This window comes from Exiguobacterium sp. 17-1, assembly GCF_023096305.1.
Taxonomy (GTDB): Bacteria; Bacillota; Bacilli; order Exiguobacteriales; family Exiguobacteriaceae; genus Exiguobacterium_A; species Exiguobacterium_A sibiricum_A.
The window spans coordinates 1-15,727 of the sequence record NZ_JALIGJ010000005.1 but is presented as its reverse complement, the minus strand read 5'-3'; the positions used below and the strand labels follow the sequence as shown (position 1 = coordinate 15,727).

Sequence of the window (15,727 nt, the reverse complement as noted above, 5' to 3'; positions counted from 1 at the left end):
ACCGTAACGTATCTTTTAATGCATGTCAACACTACTTCACTGCAGTGCTTGTTTGAGTGTCGCTACATTTTCATTCATCAAGTCAAAATAGGAAGTCTTTTGCTGCTCTTTCGTGACGGACTCGAGGTTGTGAATCGTAATCGCTTCCGCTCCGATTTCCTGTTGGATGACACGGGCGACTTTCGGAGAAACCGTTTCTTCGAAAGCGATATACTTCAAGTCGTGTAACTTAGCTTCCTTGACGATCGCCGCCAGTTGCTTTTGCGAAGGCTCGTCCGACGGTGAGATACCGGCAATCGGTAATTGCGAGAAACCGTAGCGTTCTGCTAAATATCCGTAAGCCGCATGTGTGACGAGTAATTCTTTTTTCGATCCCTTATTAACGGCCTGTTGCAGGTTTTGATCAAGATCATCTGCCTGGGTATTGAAGGCGGTGAGATTTTTCTCGAACGCTGCTTTTTTATCAGGTACCTCTTTAGCGAGCGCCGTCGTAATCGATTGCGCCATCACTTTGGCATTGTTCGGATCGAGCCAGACATGCGGGTCAAATTTGCCGTGATCATGTCCTTCTTCCGCATGTTCGCCGGTATGTCCTTCATGCTCATGAAGCGTGGCATTCGCTTCCAGCAGTTCGATTCCTTTGCTGGTCTCGACGAAGCGGACATCGTTGCCTTTAAGACTGGCTTTGATTTTTTTCGAGTACGGCTCAAGCGTCGTCCCGGTTAAGAGGAACAGATCACCTTGTGCGATTTCCGTCAGTTGTTTAGACGTCGGTTCGTACGAATGCGGATCTGCCCCTGGAGGTACGATCATCTGGACGTCGATGTCCGTTCCGCCAATTTCCTTGGCGATGGCCGCAGTAGCGAACGTCGATGTATAGACGCGAAGCTTTTGATTGGTCGCACCTTGATCGGATTCGGAAGAACCGCAGGCGGCAAGGACAGCAGCACTGGCAAAGGCAACCGTGAAAGCAGAAATTAATTTTTTCATATGAATAAAACCTCCAAAAAATATTAAAACGTAATTATTCCGATTTGAACCTTTTCACTATAACGAATCCAAAACGAAGCGTCAAGTACCAGTCGGGGAAGACGTTCGGCTTCTAAATAAATCGGGTAGAAGACTAATAAGATCAGAAATCAAGAGTAAGCTTTGGAGGTGATGAGGTGAAACGGGAAACTGCTTGGCTGATGGGAGGAGCGGCGATCTTGACGACGGCTGCTGCCGGGGCGAGTATCTGGAACAACTACGGTGCTTTATTGCGCTGGACGGAACCGGCCCTTCCGCTGTCGGAAGTCCAACTCGCGCCCCGGACGACTTTGTATAAAACCGTCAATGAACAAGAACTGAAGTTGGATTTATATTATCCACCGGGTGATGGTCCCTTCCCGGTTGCGATTTATGCGCATGGGGGAGCCTTCGTTAGAGGAAATCGGGATGATATCTTTTGCTTTACACCAATTGTGGAACGTTTCTTGGAACTCGGAATCGCAGTTTGCAGCATCGATTATCGGTTGTTTGAGGACGGTAGCTATTTTCCGGATAATCTGGAAGATGTTCGAGATGCGCTGTGTTTCTTAAATCAGGAAGCGGATGATTTACGGATTATGCGGGGACGAATGGTGTTGTGGGGAGACTCGGCCGGTGCCGCGTTAATGCTGACGACGGCACTTGCCCCGATGGAATTCATCGGCGAACAAACAGCCGAACGCCTCCCGTTGATCAGTGGTGTCATTGCCTTGTATCCTCCGACAAATTTTCTCCTGTTCAAGTTCATTCAAACGTGGATTGCCCACATCAAGTTTTATGGGGGAGGGCGGGAAGAATGGCGGGAACTCATGACACGTGTTTCACCGGTAACGCATCTGACAGCGGACTCACCGCCGATCATGTTATTGCACGGAAAAAAAGACCCGATTGTCCCTTTTACACAAGCGCTACATTTTGTTGAAAAAGGAGCCGATGTCGGAGCCGATGTCCGGCTGTTTTCCTTCCCGAACGGCACGCATTCACTGGCGAGCTTTGCTCAAACCGAAAATCCGTTAAAAATCGAACGGTTGCTGGAACGGATTGAAGCGTTCAGCTGTCAGGTCCTGGCTTTGCCACCCCGGGAGACCCTTCATTAAAAAAGAAAACATGATACAATCAGTGATATTTCTTTTGAAGGAGACAGTGAAATGACAGAAATTTGTTTAGTGCGTCATGGTCAGACGGATTGGAATTTAAACGAGCGGATTCAAGGACGGGAGGACATCCCTCTTAATGAAACTGGGCGGTGGCAGGCTGGAATGAGTGCTGCTTACCTGGCAGAAGAAAAATGGGACGTCTTGATTTCGAGCCCCTTATCGCGGGCAGTCGAGACGGCAGAAATCATCGGACGTTCGATCGGACTGGATGTGACGGAGACGGATGAACGGTTGGTTGAACGGGAATTTGGCGTTGCATCTGGACAGCCTGTCGCCGGAATCTACGAAGCCGTTCAAGCGAATGATACGGAGCGTGTACCGGGACTTGAAACCGAACAGGAAATCCAACATCGCGTGTTTTCGGCAATTGAAGAACTGACAGAAAAATATCGAGGACAACGCCTGTTGATCGTCTGTCATTCGCATACGATCAAAGCTGCATTATCCTCGATTGATGGTAGTTTTAGTTACCGGACACCACTTAAGAATGCATGTGCGAACTATATTCGTTTCTCCGATCGGTATGAGATTGACCGGATCAATGTCGCGGATCATATCGTAGATTACACGAAACGTCCTTAAGAAAGAGTCGGATTTTCGTGCAGGTACTGTTTAAATGTTTCTTTCGCGATACTCGTAATGTGGGCACCGCGTTTGGAGCGGCGGTCTTTGTATTCTTGAATCAAGGCTTCACCGGTGAAATGGTCTTCGACGACTTCACGTAAGATGGATTCCGACAAGTCATTTTTCATCATGACCATCTTTCCTTTGAACAGATACGATACCCCTTCACTTAAGGGAGTCGATTCAAGTGGTGTCACAATCATCGCAGCCGGATCATTATCAGGTCGGGAAATCGTAATTTCAATCAAGGCACGTAAATTTTTAGCGAACAACTCGTCGATGATTGTTTGATCATTTTCGAGGACGACAATTTCAGCGACCCACTGTGCCGTCTGATCCGTGCTGACAGTCAGTCCATCTTTGATCGCAACGGGAATCGTTGTATCCCGACCGGATTCATCCATTAGAATACGTAAGGTGCACAATTTAAAGGTTTTCAAGAAAACGCCTCCTTGTTGAATGAACAACAGATTTTCTTCAGTATACCGTGACCGGGCAAACGGTGGGAAAGTTTTAGGGAGGATTTTTTAGTGAACTATGTTTAAATGGAGTTAGAAATTAGAAACAGGAGGACCGTTCATTATGCCGCAAGCACTGATAGGAGTATTAGGAATCATTGGCATCATCTTACTTGCCCATTACATCATCTCGTATTGGCATGCTGAACCAACAGACCGTCCGACACTTGCTTATCGTATAGCGCTCCTGATTGCCTGTTTGCTTCTCGTCAGTGGAAGCGACCACTTAATCAGTATTTTTTATGCGGATTCCTTGGCAGAGTTCGGTCAGCGGATTACGTATATCGTTTTCATCGGAGGTGCGCTTGGTTTCGCTTGGTACTTTCGTCAACAAATGGAACAAGCGGCAATCCAAATGACAGTTACACCAAATGAAACAGCCCACTTCAGCTGAAGTAGGCTGTTTTTATTTTCAGGTATTTATTTGAGACCGCTCGCAGTCCGTGTGTTGCGAATCATATCCAGTTTCAGTTTCCAGAGACGGTCGCTGAAGGTGATGGCGTAGACTTCCGGCAGGCGGAGACGTTTGTATTCTTCCCACAGGCGGCCGATTTGCTGCTCGTGGAACTGGCGGCTTTCTTCAATGGTCGGGACGGAATAGATGAGTTCACCATCAACGAAAATCGGTGTCAACAACCGTTCGACGTTAAAGTTCTCGATCCGGTTTCGGAATGACGGATCACGGACGTCGATTAAGTCGATTGAATCCAAATCAGTCGGATCTTCGTCGAGCAACGTTACATAATCGCCTTTGAACTTATTCGTGACACGGTCGACAATCCGGTACACTTCTTTGATGTGTGGCGTCGTCGTTTTGGCTTTAGAAGAAGAGACTTTGATGACGGGAATGAGCTCACCGTCTACTTCACGTGCGACCAGCTTATAGACCATGCCGAGTGCAGGTTGTTCGTATGCCGTGATACCACGCGTCCCGACGAGGAACGTATTCGCCTGCGCACCTTGAATCCGTAAATCCTGGATGACGTATTCATCGAGATCACCGGATAAGACGATGTCGACATCGGGGAATCCGGCTTCGTCGAGCATTGTCCGCGCCCGTTTGGATAAGTAAGATAAATCGCCGGAATCAATCCGAATGCCGCGCAATTTATGCCCTTTTGCTTCGAGCTCCTTCGCGACGATGATGGCATTCGGCAAACCGCTTTTCAGCGTGTCATACGTGTCGACGAGTAGTGTCGCCTGATCAGGATAGTAGGCAGCGAATGTCCGGAACGCCGTCAATTCATCATCATGGAATTGAATATCGGCATGTTCCATCGTTCCGCCGCACGGAATACCGAAGTCTCGTCCGGCCGAAGCAAGGCTCGTAACATCAAATCCAGCTAAGTACGAAGCACGGGTTCCAAAATAAGCAGCATCGATGCCTTGGGCACGACGCGCTCCGGCCTCAAGGAATTTTGCTCCCGGTGCCGATTGACGGATCCGCGCATATTTCGTGGCAATCAACGATTCGTGGTTGGCGATATTTAAAATCGCAGTCTGCAATAATTTCGCTTCGAAAATCCGGGCCTCGATCCGAACGAGTGGTTCGTTCGGGAAAACGATTTCGCCCTCTTTGACGCTCGAGATGGAACCGGAAAATTTAAAGTTTCGCAACTCATCTTTGAACTCGTCCGGGAAACCGATCATTTTTTGGAGATACGTAATGTCTTCTTCTGTAAAACGAAGTGTCTGGACATATTCGATGATGTTTTCGAGTCCGGCGAAGACGACGTATCCGCCTTCGAACGGGTTCGACCGATAGTAGACGTCAAAGACAGCTCGTTCATTGTGACGTCCTTCTTGCCAATAAATATACATCCACCGTGGCAGATAAAGATCAGTATGAAGTGCAAGATTACGTTGTAGCATGAAGACAGATCCCTTCTTATTCGCCGACGACATCTGCGCCGATCGATTGTTTGAAATGTGTAAGCGCCCAGTCGTGGCCGGCCGCGTTAAAGCTTGCGACAGCGTCGGCATGGACGACGATTTTGTATCCCAGATTGTAGGCATCGACCGCTGTATGCAGGACACAAATGTCCGTACAGACACCGACGAGGTGAACTTCGTGAATCGAACGTTCGCGTAACCGCAAATCAAGATCCGTTCCGGCAAAAGCACTATACCGTGTTTTATCGATGACATGATCTGCGACACGTGCCATCTCAGCTACTTGTCCGAAGAGATCTCTGCCGTGAGTGCCACGGATGTTGTGTGGTGGGAAGAGGACGGTTTCCGGATGGAACGTGTCTCCTTCTTCATGGATATCGTTTGCGATGACGACGTAATCCTCAGCTGAAAACTCATCCATCAGCGAAGCGATGCGTCCTTCAATCGCCTGTCCTGGTTTTCCGCACGTCAACTTTCCTTCATCGGCTACAAAATCAACCGTATAATCAATCACGATAAGTGCACGCATGAGCGTCTGCCCCTTTCTTTTTTGGGAGATAGTGTTCTCCTTCACATTGTACTCTATCTGTGCCCGAAGACAAAAGGAAGAAATCCATCCGCTAGAGGTATAAGAAACCAGAAAAGTAGGGTATAAGGTATAGGACGAAAATAATATGGTGGAGGAGGAAAATGGCATGAAGAGGTTGAATGAGTATGAAGTGGAAGAACGTCTAGAAGGACTGGCGGAATGGCGTGTCGTCGATGACGAAATCGTCCGTGTCTATACATTGGATTCATTCCCGGCAGCACTTGATTTTGTACAGGAGGTTGGTTCGATAGCGGAACATCTCAACCATCATCCGAGAATCATCATCGATTATAAGAACGTTACGCTTGCTGCGACGACCCACGATTCAGGTGGTCTGACTAGCAAAGACTTCGAACTCGCGGAGGCCTGTGATGCCATCTAAACTTTCCATAACATTTGGTAGCGGTAGTTTTGTCGATCAAATTCGATCCCGTGATCCTCATATTCGGGCAGCAAGTGGAAGTGGTGAAGCTCTTTTGTTTATTGAAACAGAAGGGAAGTCCCCATTTCAAAGCGGCAACACGTATACGTTACTCGAGACACGCGGTAATTTTGATGAACAAGGCAGTTTATTCTACTGGTCGATTCCGGCAGATCAGAACAGCGGTGATTTATTTGTCCATCATGTCATGTCGGATCCGAAAGTACTGGGTGCGGAATACGAAAGTTTCCAAGCCGTTCGCATTGCCCGCGTCGAGCGTGGAACGGATTTGGTCTTGTTAATTCAGTTCAACAATGACACGGATGCTTCGCGCTATGCGAAATCAGTTGAACGACTGACCGTCGACCAGTATGCTGAAGAGGCAGGGAAGTCATTTTCGCCTTCTCCAGTCATGAAACGGTATCAGCTTTTACAACCACTTTAATGAACAGTTAAATTAGTCTAGGGGGAAAAAACAGATGAAAAAGAATTACTTTTTAGTAGCAACGCTTGGTGGAGCACTTGTAGGTGCCACGTTATCCATGCTTCATAAAGATACACGTCAATCGCAACTTGCTGCAGTCAAACGTACATTTGGCGGAGCGGGAACACAACTTTCAGCTGTTAAACAAGATCCAAAAGGCCGTTTTGAAGAACTTCGCGCTTTATATACAGATAACCAAGAAACAATCCACAACTTGATCGATGATATCAAAGATCTTGCGGAATCATTGCGTAAATAAGCAAATAGGAAAAACGAGCCTGTCTGAATTTCGAAAATCGGAATTCAGACAGGCTCGTTTTTTGTTCTTTTTTTAAATGAATCGTGCCAGCAGTCCAAACACGGCGAAGGCGACGATGACATAAAAGATGATCCGTCCGAGTTGTCCGGAACCGCTCGTATGAATGATGCGACCGCCTGATGCAGGACGTCTTCCGGTATTGAATGGTCGTGTAAACGGTACTGTGCCTTTTCCGAAGAGGAAGCCGGCAAGGAATCCGAGCACGAAACCATATAAATGACCGAAGACAGAAACGTTTGAACCGAGCAGTGTGAAGATTGCTGTAATGGCGCTAAAGATATAAACGAGACGTGCATCATCGGCTGAGATGACGGTCCGTTTGAAACGACCGAGGTAGACATAAAAACCAAGCAATCCTAAAATGGCTCCCGATGCCCCGGCTTGACCATAAAACGGTTCATTGATTTTCGTGAAATACGTCAAGACGTTAGCCAGCGTACCGACCAAAAGATAGAAGGAAGCAAACTTCGCATGACCAATCATCCGTTCTAGCGCAGGTGCAAAAATGATCAAGGCAAACGTGTTGAAGGCGATATGCCAAAAATCATAATGCAGGAACGTCGCAGTCACGACACGCCACCATTCCCCGTTCCCGATGAACAAGTTGATGGCTGCCCCGTAATTGAGCGGCGAAAAGCCAAAGTTGAAAAAGACATTTAACTGTTCGATGACAAACAGCACAACTTGGATTAAAATGAACAACGAAACGACCGGATAAGAACGTGTGAACGTTTGTAGGTTTTCCGTTCGACTAAACATGACAACACCTCGCTTCCTCTTCATTCTATATGAAGATGGCGAAGAATAGAACTGTGGAGGCGTCAGGAATGATTTTCGGAATAGGACTCGATCTCGTAGAACTGGAACAAATTCGACAAACGCTGGAGCGTCAACCGCGAATCGTCAAACGGATCTTGACGGCAGAAGAACAAGAACGGTTTCATACGTTGTCCGACGGGCGAAAGCTTGAATATCTCGCAGGGCGGTTCGCGGCCAAAGAAGCGTTTGTCAAAGCATTTGGAACCGGCATCGGTGCCGAAGTATCGTGGCTCGATCTCGAAGTGTTAAATGAAGCCTCGGGACGCCCGGTCATGACAGGACCGTTTGAAGGAATCATCCATCTCTCGATTACCCATTCCGACCATTATGCGGCTGCACAAGTCTTATTAGAAAAGAGGAGTTCAGATGTATCGACCAACTTGGATAGAAATTGACCGCGAAGCAATCGCACATAACGTACGGGAAATCAAGGCACGGATCGGTCATCAAACGATGATGGCGGTCGTGAAGGCGGATGGATACGGACACGGTGCCGTGACGGTCGCGGAAATCGCTTTAGCAAACGGAGCGGATTTGCTGGCCGTCGCACTCCTTGAAGAAGCGATCGAGTTACGGGAAGCGGGAATTCAGGCACCGATTTTAATGCTTGAAACGCTTTTACCGGAACACGCACCGATTGCCTCGAACTATGATGTCGCCGTGCCTGTTTTTTCAGCAGACTGGTTGCGGGAAGCGAAACAGCATTTAACGGACGTCGATCATTTACGACTCCATATCAAAGTCGACAGCGGAATGGGGCGTCTTGGACTACAGACACTTGAAGAGTTGGATGCCGTTTTAAAAGAGTTGGACTCGGACGTGATGGAGCTCGAAGGCATCTATACACATTTCGCGACAGCCGATGAGCTGACAAGCCGGTTGTTTGACGAACAACAGACCGTTTTTCTGCGCTTCGTCGAACGTGTGCCGGGCATTCGGTATATCCATGCTGCCAACTCAGCGGGTGCCATCCGTTTAATCGGACAGGATCCGTTTAATGTCGTCCGGATCGGGATTGCGTTGTATGGGGCGATGCCGTCGGATGAAATGATTCCCTTCTACGATTTTTTAAAGCCGGCTTTCTCATTAAAAAGTCGTCTGATGCAAATCAAGTGTGTCGAACCTGGTCAGACGATCAGTTACGGCGCAACGTATACGGCTCCTACGGATGAATGGATCGGAACGGTGCCAATCGGATACGCCGATGGCTGGTCCCGTAAATTCCAGGGATACTCGTTGCTTGTCGACGGCTACCCGTGTGAAATCGTCGGACGCGTCTGTATGGACCGGTTGATGATCCGCTTACCGCGCAATTATCCAATCGGAACAGAGGTCACGTTGATCGGGCAAGGTGTACCGATTGATGAAGCGGCTCACTGGTTAGGTACCATCAACTACGAAGTGCTCTGCCAGTTTTCGAAGCGAGTCCCGCGCGTCTGATTTTTGAAAAGACATCAATATGATGGCAAAAAAATGTTATTTGTTTGAATTTTGATTGTATTTTCTGAATTTGACTGATATATTGAAGTGGAAGTGAGTCGTTCGTTAAGGTTTCAGTGAATCTGGAGGTGCCATTATCTTGGTCCAACAACGGGAAAAGCAATTTGTTGAACGAAATGTAGCGAAGGAGACGATTGGGATGAAGTCGAACCATACGACCGAAGAACGCAAGCGTCAGCTACGTGAGGAATTGAAACGTGGTTACGAAGAAATGGCAGCGATCAATTTATCAATCGTTGGCGAAATGTTCCAGATTGAAACGGAGGCGGAGTTCTCGCTCCTACGTCAAGTAAGCGGGGTGTAAGCTTTGATAGTCAAACGTGGCGACGTGTTTTATGCAAATTTGTCACCTGTGGTCGGATCGGAACAAGGAGGCGTTCGTCCTGTCCTTGTCCTACAAAATGATATTGGTAACCGATTCAGCCCAACTGTAATCGTGGCTGCGATCACGGCACAGATCGACAAAGCCAAACTACCGACCCATGTGGAAGTATATCGAGAGCGACACGGATTAGAACGTGATTCGGTCATCCTACTTGAGCAGGTCCGTACAATCGACAAACGCCGTCTAACGGATAAAGTCACGCACCTAGATCCTGACACGATGATGAAAGTAAATAGTGCCGTCGCGATCAGCCTAGGCTTGATTGATTTTTAGGCACTTACATATAACAGCGAGAAGAGTCGATACATCTGTATACGACTTTTTTTGAACATTTTTTTAAATTTTGGTTTAAAGATGTTTAAATGCGGGAATTACATCAGAGTGACCTTTTCTTTAAGAGGGGTCATCCCATACTATTTAAACTATATAGATAGAGAGAACACATAGCAGATTTTCCTTGAGGAGGAACTTGAAGATGGATTTAACAATTAAAACAGAGCAACTAGATGGTCAGACGCATCTCTATATCGCAGGAGAGATTGATACGTATACAGCACCGAAACTTCGTCAAGAACTCGTACCAGCCGTTGAAGCAAATGATGTCGTCGTTCATTTAGATGAGATTCATTATATGGATTCAACAGGTCTTGGTGTGTTTGTCGGCGCCTTAAAAGCTTCAAAGAAAAATGGAACATCGTTTACACTCGTCGGTGTGTCTGAACGCATTCGTCGTTTGTTTGAAATTACTGGTCTTTCAAGCATCATTACAATCGATAGTGGTGTACGAGGTGGAACACAATGAAAAACGAACAACTTGAAATGACACTTCCGGCAAAACCGGAATATGTTGCGATTGCTCGATTAACAGTTTCAGGTGTCGCGAATCGGATGGGTTATACCTACGATGATATCGAAGACATCAAAATTGCTGTTTCTGAAGCATGTGCGAATGCAGTTCAGCATGCCTATGAAGGAGAGCAAGATGGATCGATGGCTTTAACGTGTAACGTTTACCCGGACGATCGTCTTGAAATCATCGTGAAAGACAATGGTGTGACTTTCGATAAAGACAGCGTGAAGCGTCAAAGTGAACCAATCACGGAATCGCATGATTTAGACTCTCTGCACGAGGGGGGACTAGGGATCTTAATGATCGAAGCACTCATGGATCAAGTCACGATCGAGAAAGCAAACGGCGTCACTGTCCATATGACAAAATATATGAATAGAGATGAGGTGGGTCAAAGTGCCAGCAAAGTCTCAACAACGCCATCACAGTGACGATGAAGTCCTTCGTCTAATTGACCTGTACCAACAAGATGATCAAGATGAAGAAGTTCATGCTGCTTTACTTGCCCGGTATTCCGATCTTGTAGAGGCGCTTGCCCGTAAGTTCTCACGTGGCCGTCCGATTCATGATGACCTCGTCCAAGTCGGGATGATTGGCCTGCTTGCCGCTCTTCGTCGTTTTGATAAAGAGTTCGGTCGTAGTTTTGAATCGTTTGCCGTTCCGACCATCATTGGTGAAATCAAACGGTTTATCCGTGATAAGACATGGAGCGTTCACGTTCCGCGTCGTATCAAGGAGCTTGGACCGAAAATCAAGAAAGCCGTCGAAGAACTGACGACAGAATTGCAACGTTCACCGCGTATCGATGAAATTGCAGCTCGTCTGGAAGTATCGGAAGAGGAAGTTCTCGAGACACTTGAGATGGGTAAAAGTTACCAAGCCCTTTCTGTCGACAGTTCGATCGAAGCCGATCAAGAAGGCAGTACGGTCACATTACTTGACCTCGTCGGTAACCAGGAAAACGGATATGATTCGGTGGATCAAAAGCTGATTCTCGAAAAAGCATTTGCTGTTTTGACTGACCGGGAACGTTCGATTTTAGAATGTGCCTATTACCGCAACATGAGTCAAAAAGAAACCGGAGAGCTCCTTGGAATTTCGCAAATGCATGTGTCGCGTCTTCAGCGTCGTGCGTTGCAAAAATTACGGGAAGCCATCAAAGTAGAACCCAACGAAGTATTTTCAAAAGACTGATGCGGAAGCATCGGTCTTTTTTTGTGTCCCATCGATTCTTCGGTATAATAACAGAGAGGTGAGGAAAATGGAGAAGAGAATCGCAACAGAATTGAACATCAGACCAGCACAAGTTAAAGCCGTTTTACAATTGACGGAAGACGGAGGAACAATTCCGTTTATCGCCAGATACCGTAAAGAACAAACCGGTGAACTCGATGAGGTCGAAATCAAAGCAATCCTCGATCGCCATAAAAGCATCACACAACTTGAAACGAAACGAGAAGATGTCCTGCGGAAAATCGAAGAGCAGGGTGTTTTGACGTCTGAGTTAAAACACAGTTTGAATGGAGCCACGACATTACAACAAATTGAAGACTTATACTTACCGTTTCGTCCGAAGCGGAGAACAAAAGCAGAAATTGCCCGTGAAGCGGGATTAACCCCGTTCGCTGACTTTTTACGTTCACCGAAACCATACGATGAACAACAATTTAACCAGTATGTAGCGGCGCATCCGGAAGGGGAGGCAATTGCTGGAGCACAAGCCATCATCGCAGAAGAATGGGGCGAGCAGGCGAGTGTCCGGGAACATATCCGGAAGACAGCCTACCGATTTGCAGATATCGTCACGAAACTAAAAAAAGACGCAGTCGACGAAAAACGTGTCTTTGCCCAGTACTATGAGTACAGCGAACGGATCCTGCAAATCGTGCCACATCGGATCTTAGCGATTAATCGTGCCGAGTCGTTAAAAATCGTTTCTGTCAAAATCGTCCTGGAAGAACAACATGTTTTACCATACTTGTTGAAGCCGTTCAGCCGATTGGCAGAACAAAAACGTCGGTTGGTCGAAGATGCCGTCCAAACGGGATATAAAAAATCAGTTTTCCCGGCAATCGAACGGGAACTTCGGAATGAGTTGACCGATAAAGCAGAAAACCAGGCGATTGAAGTGTTCGGAAAAAACTTACGACAACTCTATATGCAACCACCGATGAAAGGGAAAGTGATGTTAGGACTTGATCCTGCGTACCGGACCGGATGTAAGTGGGCAGTGATTGATCCGACAGGAGAAGTAAAAGAAGTGGGTGTCGTCTATCTGACGATGTCGGAACAAAAAGCACATGAGGCACGCCAAGTCTTAACGAAGCTAGTAAACCGGTACGGGATCGAATTGATTGCGATCGGAAACGGGACGGCTTCCCGCGAGACGGAATCCTTTGTCGCCGACTGGATTAAAGGACATGATCAAATTGCCTTTACGATTGTCGATGAGGCAGGGGCGAGTATCTATTCGGCGTCAGAAATTGCCCGCACTGAGTTTCCGGATCTACAAGTCGAGCAACGGTCAGCCATCTCGATTGCACGACGCTTGCAGGATCCATTGGCGGAGCTCGTCAAAGTGGACCCACAATCCGTGGGTGTCGGACAGTACCAACATGATGTCACACAGACGAAGTTAAAAGAAACACTCGATTTCGTCGTCGAGACAGTCGTTAACCAAGTGGGTGTCGACGTCAATACGGCCTCGGAGTCATTGCTCGGTTACGTCGCAGGGATTACGAAAGCAACAGCTAAAAAGATTGTCGAACGCCGCTCGGAACTGGGGGCTTTCGCCTCCCGGAAAGAATTGTTGAAAGTCCCGCGTTTAGGAGCAAAAGCATATGAACAGGCAGCCGGCTTCTTGCGCATCCCGGAAGGCAGTCATCCGCTTGATCGGACACCGATTCACCCGGAACAGTATAAAACCGTTGAGTCCTTGTTTAAGCAACTGGATTTGCCGTTGCAGAGCGTTGGAACGGAAAACTTACGGACTCGACTCGGAGAATTATCCGTACCGGACACAGCTCAATTGCTTGAAGTCGGTGAGCCGACATTACGAGACATCATTGAAGCATTGCAGCGTCCAGAACGGGATCCGCGGGAAGCGCTCGATAAGCCGTTACTGCGTCAAGATGTCTTATCGCTGGATATGATTCAAGTCGGAATGGAGTTCCAGGGGACGGTCCGCAATGTGCTCGACTTTGGTGCTTTCGTTGATATTGGTGTGAAGGAGAGTGGTCTTGTCCACATCTCGAAGCTCAGTAAAAAACGGGTCAAACATCCGCTTGATGTCATTGCAGTAGGTGATATCGTAACCGTTTGGGTAACGAGTGTCGAACCGGAACGAGGACGGATCGGTCTGACGATGGTCAGTCCATCATGACGAACGAAGAGTTGCAGCAATACGTCGAGCAACTCTCGCTCGACGTGTTTGCTTTACCTTTTAGACATATTGCACTTTTTAACAATCGCTTACGGACGACCGGTGGACGTTATTTTCTGACGGATCATCATTTGGATTTCAATCGGAGCTATTTAGTCGACCGTAATATCTTTCGTGGAATCGTCATTCATGAGCTGTGTCACTACCATTTACACTTATGCGGAATGGGACATCGGCACCAGGATCAGGATTTTAAAGAGTGGCTACAACGATACGGAGGACTGCGCTACAGTCCGCGTCTGGAAGAAACGGAAAAAAAGAATCATCTTTATGAGTGTGAGAAATGCGGGACATTATATAGAAGAAAAAGAAAGATGAATCCGGAACGATACCGTTGCGGACGATGTCGTGGAAAGATTTTTTACAAAAGTAGTTGACGTTCATTTCGGAGCATGATAAATTATAGAAGTCGTCAAAACGACCGCAACTAAACAACTTCTCGTCACTAAAAACTTTTTTAAAAAAGCATTGACGAAGAGAAAGAAAGTTGCTAATATAGAAAAGTGTTCTGAAACGAACGTCACGTTCCGCAATAGCTCAGTGGTAGAGCAACCGGCTGTTAACCGGTAGGTCGTAGGTTCAAATCCTACTTGCGGAGCCATTATTTTTGGAGATGTACCCAAGTGGCTATAAGGGGCGCCCCTGCTAAGGGTGTAGGCCGGGAAACTGGTGCGAGGGTTCGAATCCCTCCATCTCCGCCAGATCTCTTATGTGAATTTGTTACTTGAGAATAGTTATCATTTTTAAAATGGCCCGTTGGTCAAGCGGTTAAGACACCGCCCTTTCACGGCGGTATCACGGGTTCGATTCCCGTACGGGTCACCATTTCGGAGGATTAGCTCAGCTGGGAGAGCATCTGCCTTACAAGCAGAGGGTCGGCGGTTCGATCCCGTCATCCTCCACCATTTTAATTTCATACTTAAGTTTCACAAAAATGTGGTCCTGTGGTGTAGCGGTTAACATGCCTGCCTGTCACGCAGGAGATCGCGGGTTCGAATCCCGTCAGGACCGCCATTTTTGGGCTGTGGCCAAGTGGTAAGGCACTGGATTTTGATTCCAGCATGCGAAGGTTCGATCCCTTCCAGCCCAGTTTTTCGTGTCATTAGCTCAGTTGGTAGAGCATCTGACTTTTAATCAGAGGGTCGCAGGTTCGAATCCTGCATGACACACCATTTTATTTTTTAATTCCTAACTTTATATTTGCGGTCGTGGCGGAATGGTAGACGCGCTAGGTTGAGGGCCTAGTGGTGGCAACACTGTGGAGGTTCAAGTCCTCTCGACCGCACCATATCGCACCCTTAGCTCAGCTGGATAGAGTACTTGACTACGAATCAAGGGGTCGGGAGTTCGAATCTCTCAGGGTGCACCATATTTTGTTTGCTTTTGACGGGCCTATAGCTCAGCTGGTTAGAGCGCACGCCTGATAAGCGTGAGGTCGGTGGTTCGAGTCCACTTAGGCCCACCATTTTCAAAACAAACGATGACGAACTTTGAAAACTGAACGATGAGGCAAAAAACGTATCTTCGGATACAAACAATGAATGAAGCGCAAGCTTCGTCAACGTGACTTCGGTCACAACAACGAGCAAGTCAAACACTTTATGGAGAGTTTGATCCTGGCTCAGGACGAACGCTGGCGGCGTGCCTAATACATGCAAGTCGAGCGCAGGAAGCTCACGGAACTCTTCGGAGGGAAG

20 protein-coding genes, 10 tRNA genes and 1 rRNA gene are annotated in these 15,727 nt (G+C 47.4%); 26 read left to right on the top strand and 5 right to left on the bottom strand.

Features of this window, described 5'->3' with window-relative positions; all coding sequences use genetic code 11:
* Positions 1–36: 36 nt before the first annotated feature.
* Positions 37–990 carry a metal ABC transporter solute-binding protein, Zn/Mn family gene (locus MUN34_RS12755; protein ID WP_247857983.1) on the bottom strand — a complete coding sequence of 318 codons (954 nt, stop codon included), beginning with the start codon at positions 988–990 and terminating at the stop codon, positions 37–39.
* Positions 991–1,166: 176 nt separating this feature from the next.
* Here MUN34_RS12755 and MUN34_RS12750 point away from each other — a divergent pair, with 176 nt between their 5' ends.
* Both MUN34_RS12750 and MUN34_RS12745 read left to right on the top strand, forming a co-directional pair.
* Complete coding sequence (locus MUN34_RS12750; protein ID WP_026827234.1) at positions 1,167–2,126, top strand: alpha/beta hydrolase; 960 nt, start codon at positions 1,167–1,169, stop codon at positions 2,124–2,126.
* A gap of 51 nt (positions 2,127–2,177) precedes the next feature.
* Complete coding sequence (locus MUN34_RS12745; RefSeq protein ID WP_247857982.1) at positions 2,178–2,768, top strand: histidine phosphatase family protein; 591 nt, start codon at positions 2,178–2,180, stop codon at positions 2,766–2,768.
* Here MUN34_RS12745 and MUN34_RS12740 read toward each other — a convergent pair.
* Complete coding sequence (locus MUN34_RS12740) at positions 2,765–3,250, bottom strand: YwpF-like family protein (protein ID WP_247857981.1); 486 nt, start codon at positions 3,248–3,250, stop codon at positions 2,765–2,767. The genes MUN34_RS12745 and MUN34_RS12740 overlap by 4 nt on opposite strands.
* A 142-nt stretch (positions 3,251–3,392) precedes the next feature.
* On the opposite strand from MUN34_RS12740, the gene MUN34_RS12735 reads away from it, so the two are divergent.
* Positions 3,393–3,722 carry a hypothetical protein gene (locus tag MUN34_RS12735; protein ID WP_247857980.1) on the top strand — a complete coding sequence of 110 codons (330 nt, stop codon included), beginning with the start codon at positions 3,393–3,395 and terminating at the stop codon, positions 3,720–3,722.
* Positions 3,723–3,748: 26 nt separating this feature from the next.
* On the opposite strand, the gene MUN34_RS12730 is transcribed toward MUN34_RS12735, so the two are convergent.
* Both MUN34_RS12730 and MUN34_RS12725 read right to left on the bottom strand, forming a co-directional pair.
* Entirely contained in the window at positions 3,749–5,200 is a 1,452-nt protein-coding gene (locus tag MUN34_RS12730) for a nicotinate phosphoribosyltransferase (RefSeq protein ID WP_247857979.1), read from the bottom strand.
* Between the two features lie 16 nt (positions 5,201–5,216).
* Positions 5,217–5,750, bottom strand: coding sequence for a cysteine hydrolase family protein (locus MUN34_RS12725; RefSeq protein ID WP_026827239.1), 534 nt, complete (start codon positions 5,748–5,750; stop codon positions 5,217–5,219).
* A 166-nt stretch (positions 5,751–5,916) separates the two neighbouring features.
* Between MUN34_RS12725 and MUN34_RS12720 the strand changes: the two genes are divergently transcribed.
* The 3 genes from MUN34_RS12720 to MUN34_RS12710 are packed head-to-tail and all read left to right on the top strand — an operon-like array spanning position 5,917 to position 6,974.
* On the top strand, positions 5,917–6,192 hold the full coding sequence (locus MUN34_RS12720) for a 4a-hydroxytetrahydrobiopterin dehydratase (protein ID WP_026827240.1): 276 nt from the start codon (positions 5,917–5,919) through the stop codon (positions 6,190–6,192).
* On the top strand, positions 6,182–6,676 hold the full coding sequence (locus tag MUN34_RS12715; RefSeq protein WP_026827241.1) for a hypothetical protein: 495 nt from the start codon (positions 6,182–6,184) through the stop codon (positions 6,674–6,676). The genes MUN34_RS12720 and MUN34_RS12715 overlap by 11 nt, the downstream gene beginning before the upstream one ends.
* 34 nt (positions 6,677–6,710) lie before the next feature.
* Positions 6,711–6,974 (top strand): hypothetical protein, encoded by a 264-nt coding sequence (locus MUN34_RS12710; RefSeq protein WP_026827242.1) that lies wholly within the window; start codon positions 6,711–6,713, stop codon positions 6,972–6,974.
* Positions 6,975–7,046: 72 nt separating this feature from the next.
* On the opposite strand, the gene MUN34_RS12705 is transcribed toward MUN34_RS12710, so the two are convergent.
* Entirely contained in the window at positions 7,047–7,793 is a 747-nt protein-coding gene (locus tag MUN34_RS12705) for a rhomboid family intramembrane serine protease (protein ID WP_026827243.1), read from the bottom strand.
* 68 nt (positions 7,794–7,861) lie between these two features.
* Here MUN34_RS12705 and acpS point away from each other — a divergent pair, with 68 nt between their 5' ends.
* From acpS to MUN34_RS12605, 20 genes are all read left to right on the top strand, one after another.
* Positions 7,862–8,248, top strand: a complete 387-nt coding sequence (gene acpS / locus MUN34_RS12700) for a holo-ACP synthase (protein ID WP_026827244.1) — start codon at positions 7,862–7,864, stop codon at positions 8,246–8,248.
* Positions 8,220–9,293, top strand: a complete 1,074-nt coding sequence (gene alr / locus MUN34_RS12695) for an alanine racemase (RefSeq protein ID WP_026827245.1) — start codon at positions 8,220–8,222, stop codon at positions 9,291–9,293. The genes acpS and alr overlap by 29 nt, the downstream gene beginning before the upstream one ends.
* 139 nt (positions 9,294–9,432) lie before the next feature.
* Positions 9,433–9,657 (top strand): hypothetical protein, encoded by a 225-nt coding sequence (locus tag MUN34_RS12690; RefSeq protein WP_012371670.1) that lies wholly within the window; start codon positions 9,433–9,435, stop codon positions 9,655–9,657.
* 3 nt (positions 9,658–9,660) lie between these two features.
* A complete protein-coding gene (locus tag MUN34_RS12685; protein ID WP_014971520.1) occupies positions 9,661–10,011 on the top strand; it encodes a type II toxin-antitoxin system PemK/MazF family toxin in 351 nt (116 codons plus the stop codon).
* A 202-nt stretch (positions 10,012–10,213) separates the two neighbouring features.
* A complete protein-coding gene (locus MUN34_RS12680) occupies positions 10,214–10,540 on the top strand; it encodes an STAS domain-containing protein (protein WP_026827246.1) in 327 nt (108 codons plus the stop codon).
* Entirely contained in the window at positions 10,537–11,019 is a 483-nt protein-coding gene (gene rsbW / locus MUN34_RS12675; protein ID WP_012371667.1) for an anti-sigma B factor RsbW, read from the top strand. The genes MUN34_RS12680 and rsbW overlap by 4 nt, the downstream gene beginning before the upstream one ends.
* On the top strand, positions 10,985–11,782 hold the full coding sequence (gene sigB / locus MUN34_RS12670; RefSeq protein WP_012371666.1) for an RNA polymerase sigma factor SigB: 798 nt from the start codon (positions 10,985–10,987) through the stop codon (positions 11,780–11,782). Before rsbW ends, sigB begins: the two co-directional genes overlap by 35 nt.
* A gap of 67 nt (positions 11,783–11,849) precedes the next feature.
* On the top strand, positions 11,850–13,970 hold the full coding sequence (locus MUN34_RS12665; RefSeq protein WP_247857978.1) for a Tex family protein: 2,121 nt from the start codon (positions 11,850–11,852) through the stop codon (positions 13,968–13,970).
* Positions 13,967–14,407: a SprT family protein gene (locus tag MUN34_RS12660; RefSeq protein WP_247857977.1), complete on the top strand. Its 441-nt coding sequence runs from the start codon at positions 13,967–13,969 to the stop codon at positions 14,405–14,407. The genes MUN34_RS12665 and MUN34_RS12660 overlap by 4 nt, the downstream gene beginning before the upstream one ends.
* Before the next feature lie 149 nt (positions 14,408–14,556).
* Positions 14,557–14,631: transfer RNA gene (locus MUN34_RS12655), tRNA-Asn, on the top strand.
* Positions 14,632–14,639: 8 nt separating this feature from the next.
* Positions 14,640–14,731, top strand: a tRNA-Ser gene (locus MUN34_RS12650).
* 49 nt (positions 14,732–14,780) lie between these two features.
* Positions 14,781–14,855 (top strand) — tRNA-Glu (locus tag MUN34_RS12645).
* A gap of 4 nt (positions 14,856–14,859) precedes the next feature.
* Positions 14,860–14,935 (top strand) — tRNA-Val (locus MUN34_RS12640).
* A 33-nt stretch (positions 14,936–14,968) separates the two neighbouring features.
* A tRNA-Asp gene (locus MUN34_RS12635) sits at positions 14,969–15,044 on the top strand.
* Between the two features lie 4 nt (positions 15,045–15,048).
* A tRNA-Gln gene (locus MUN34_RS12630) sits at positions 15,049–15,120 on the top strand.
* 6 nt (positions 15,121–15,126) lie between these two features.
* A tRNA-Lys gene (locus MUN34_RS12625) sits at positions 15,127–15,202 on the top strand.
* A 30-nt stretch (positions 15,203–15,232) separates the two neighbouring features.
* Positions 15,233–15,318: transfer RNA gene (locus MUN34_RS12620), tRNA-Leu, on the top strand.
* A 4-nt stretch (positions 15,319–15,322) separates the two neighbouring features.
* Positions 15,323–15,399: transfer RNA gene (locus tag MUN34_RS12615), tRNA-Arg, on the top strand.
* Positions 15,400–15,418: 19 nt separating this feature from the next.
* A tRNA-Ile gene (locus MUN34_RS12610) sits at positions 15,419–15,495 on the top strand.
* 133 nt (positions 15,496–15,628) lie between these two features.
* Positions 15,629–15,727, top strand: a 16S ribosomal RNA gene (locus MUN34_RS12605); the annotation flags it as partial.

Coding starts and splice junctions, on each gene's coding strand:
- MUN34_RS12735 (WP_247857980.1), top strand. CDS start 3,393: ATGCCGCAAGCACTGATAGGAGTATTAGGAATCATTGGCATCATCTTA.
- MUN34_RS12660 (WP_247857977.1), top strand. CDS start 13,967: ATGACGAACGAAGAGTTGCAGCAATACGTCGAGCAACTCTCGCTCGAC.
- rsbW (WP_012371667.1), top strand. CDS start 10,537: ATGAAAAACGAACAACTTGAAATGACACTTCCGGCAAAACCGGAATAT.
- MUN34_RS12745 (WP_247857982.1), top strand. CDS start 2,178: ATGACAGAAATTTGTTTAGTGCGTCATGGTCAGACGGATTGGAATTTA.
- MUN34_RS12680 (WP_026827246.1), top strand. CDS start 10,214: ATGGATTTAACAATTAAAACAGAGCAACTAGATGGTCAGACGCATCTC.
- MUN34_RS12665 (WP_247857978.1), top strand. CDS start 11,850: ATGGAGAAGAGAATCGCAACAGAATTGAACATCAGACCAGCACAAGTT.
- MUN34_RS12710 (WP_026827242.1), top strand. CDS start 6,711: ATGAAAAAGAATTACTTTTTAGTAGCAACGCTTGGTGGAGCACTTGTA.
- acpS (WP_026827244.1), top strand. CDS start 7,862: ATGATTTTCGGAATAGGACTCGATCTCGTAGAACTGGAACAAATTCGA.
- MUN34_RS12755 (WP_247857983.1), bottom strand. CDS start 990: ATGAAAAAATTAATTTCTGCTTTCACGGTTGCCTTTGCCAGTGCTGCT.
- MUN34_RS12720 (WP_026827240.1), top strand. CDS start 5,917: ATGAAGAGGTTGAATGAGTATGAAGTGGAAGAACGTCTAGAAGGACTG.
- alr (WP_026827245.1), top strand. CDS start 8,220: ATGTATCGACCAACTTGGATAGAAATTGACCGCGAAGCAATCGCACAT.
- MUN34_RS12730 (WP_247857979.1), bottom strand. CDS start 5,200: ATGCTACAACGTAATCTTGCACTTCATACTGATCTTTATCTGCCACGG.
- MUN34_RS12705 (WP_026827243.1), bottom strand. CDS start 7,793: ATGTTTAGTCGAACGGAAAACCTACAAACGTTCACACGTTCTTATCCG.
- MUN34_RS12725 (WP_026827239.1), bottom strand. CDS start 5,750: ATGCGTGCACTTATCGTGATTGATTATACGGTTGATTTTGTAGCCGAT.
- MUN34_RS12715 (WP_026827241.1), top strand. CDS start 6,182: ATGCCATCTAAACTTTCCATAACATTTGGTAGCGGTAGTTTTGTCGAT.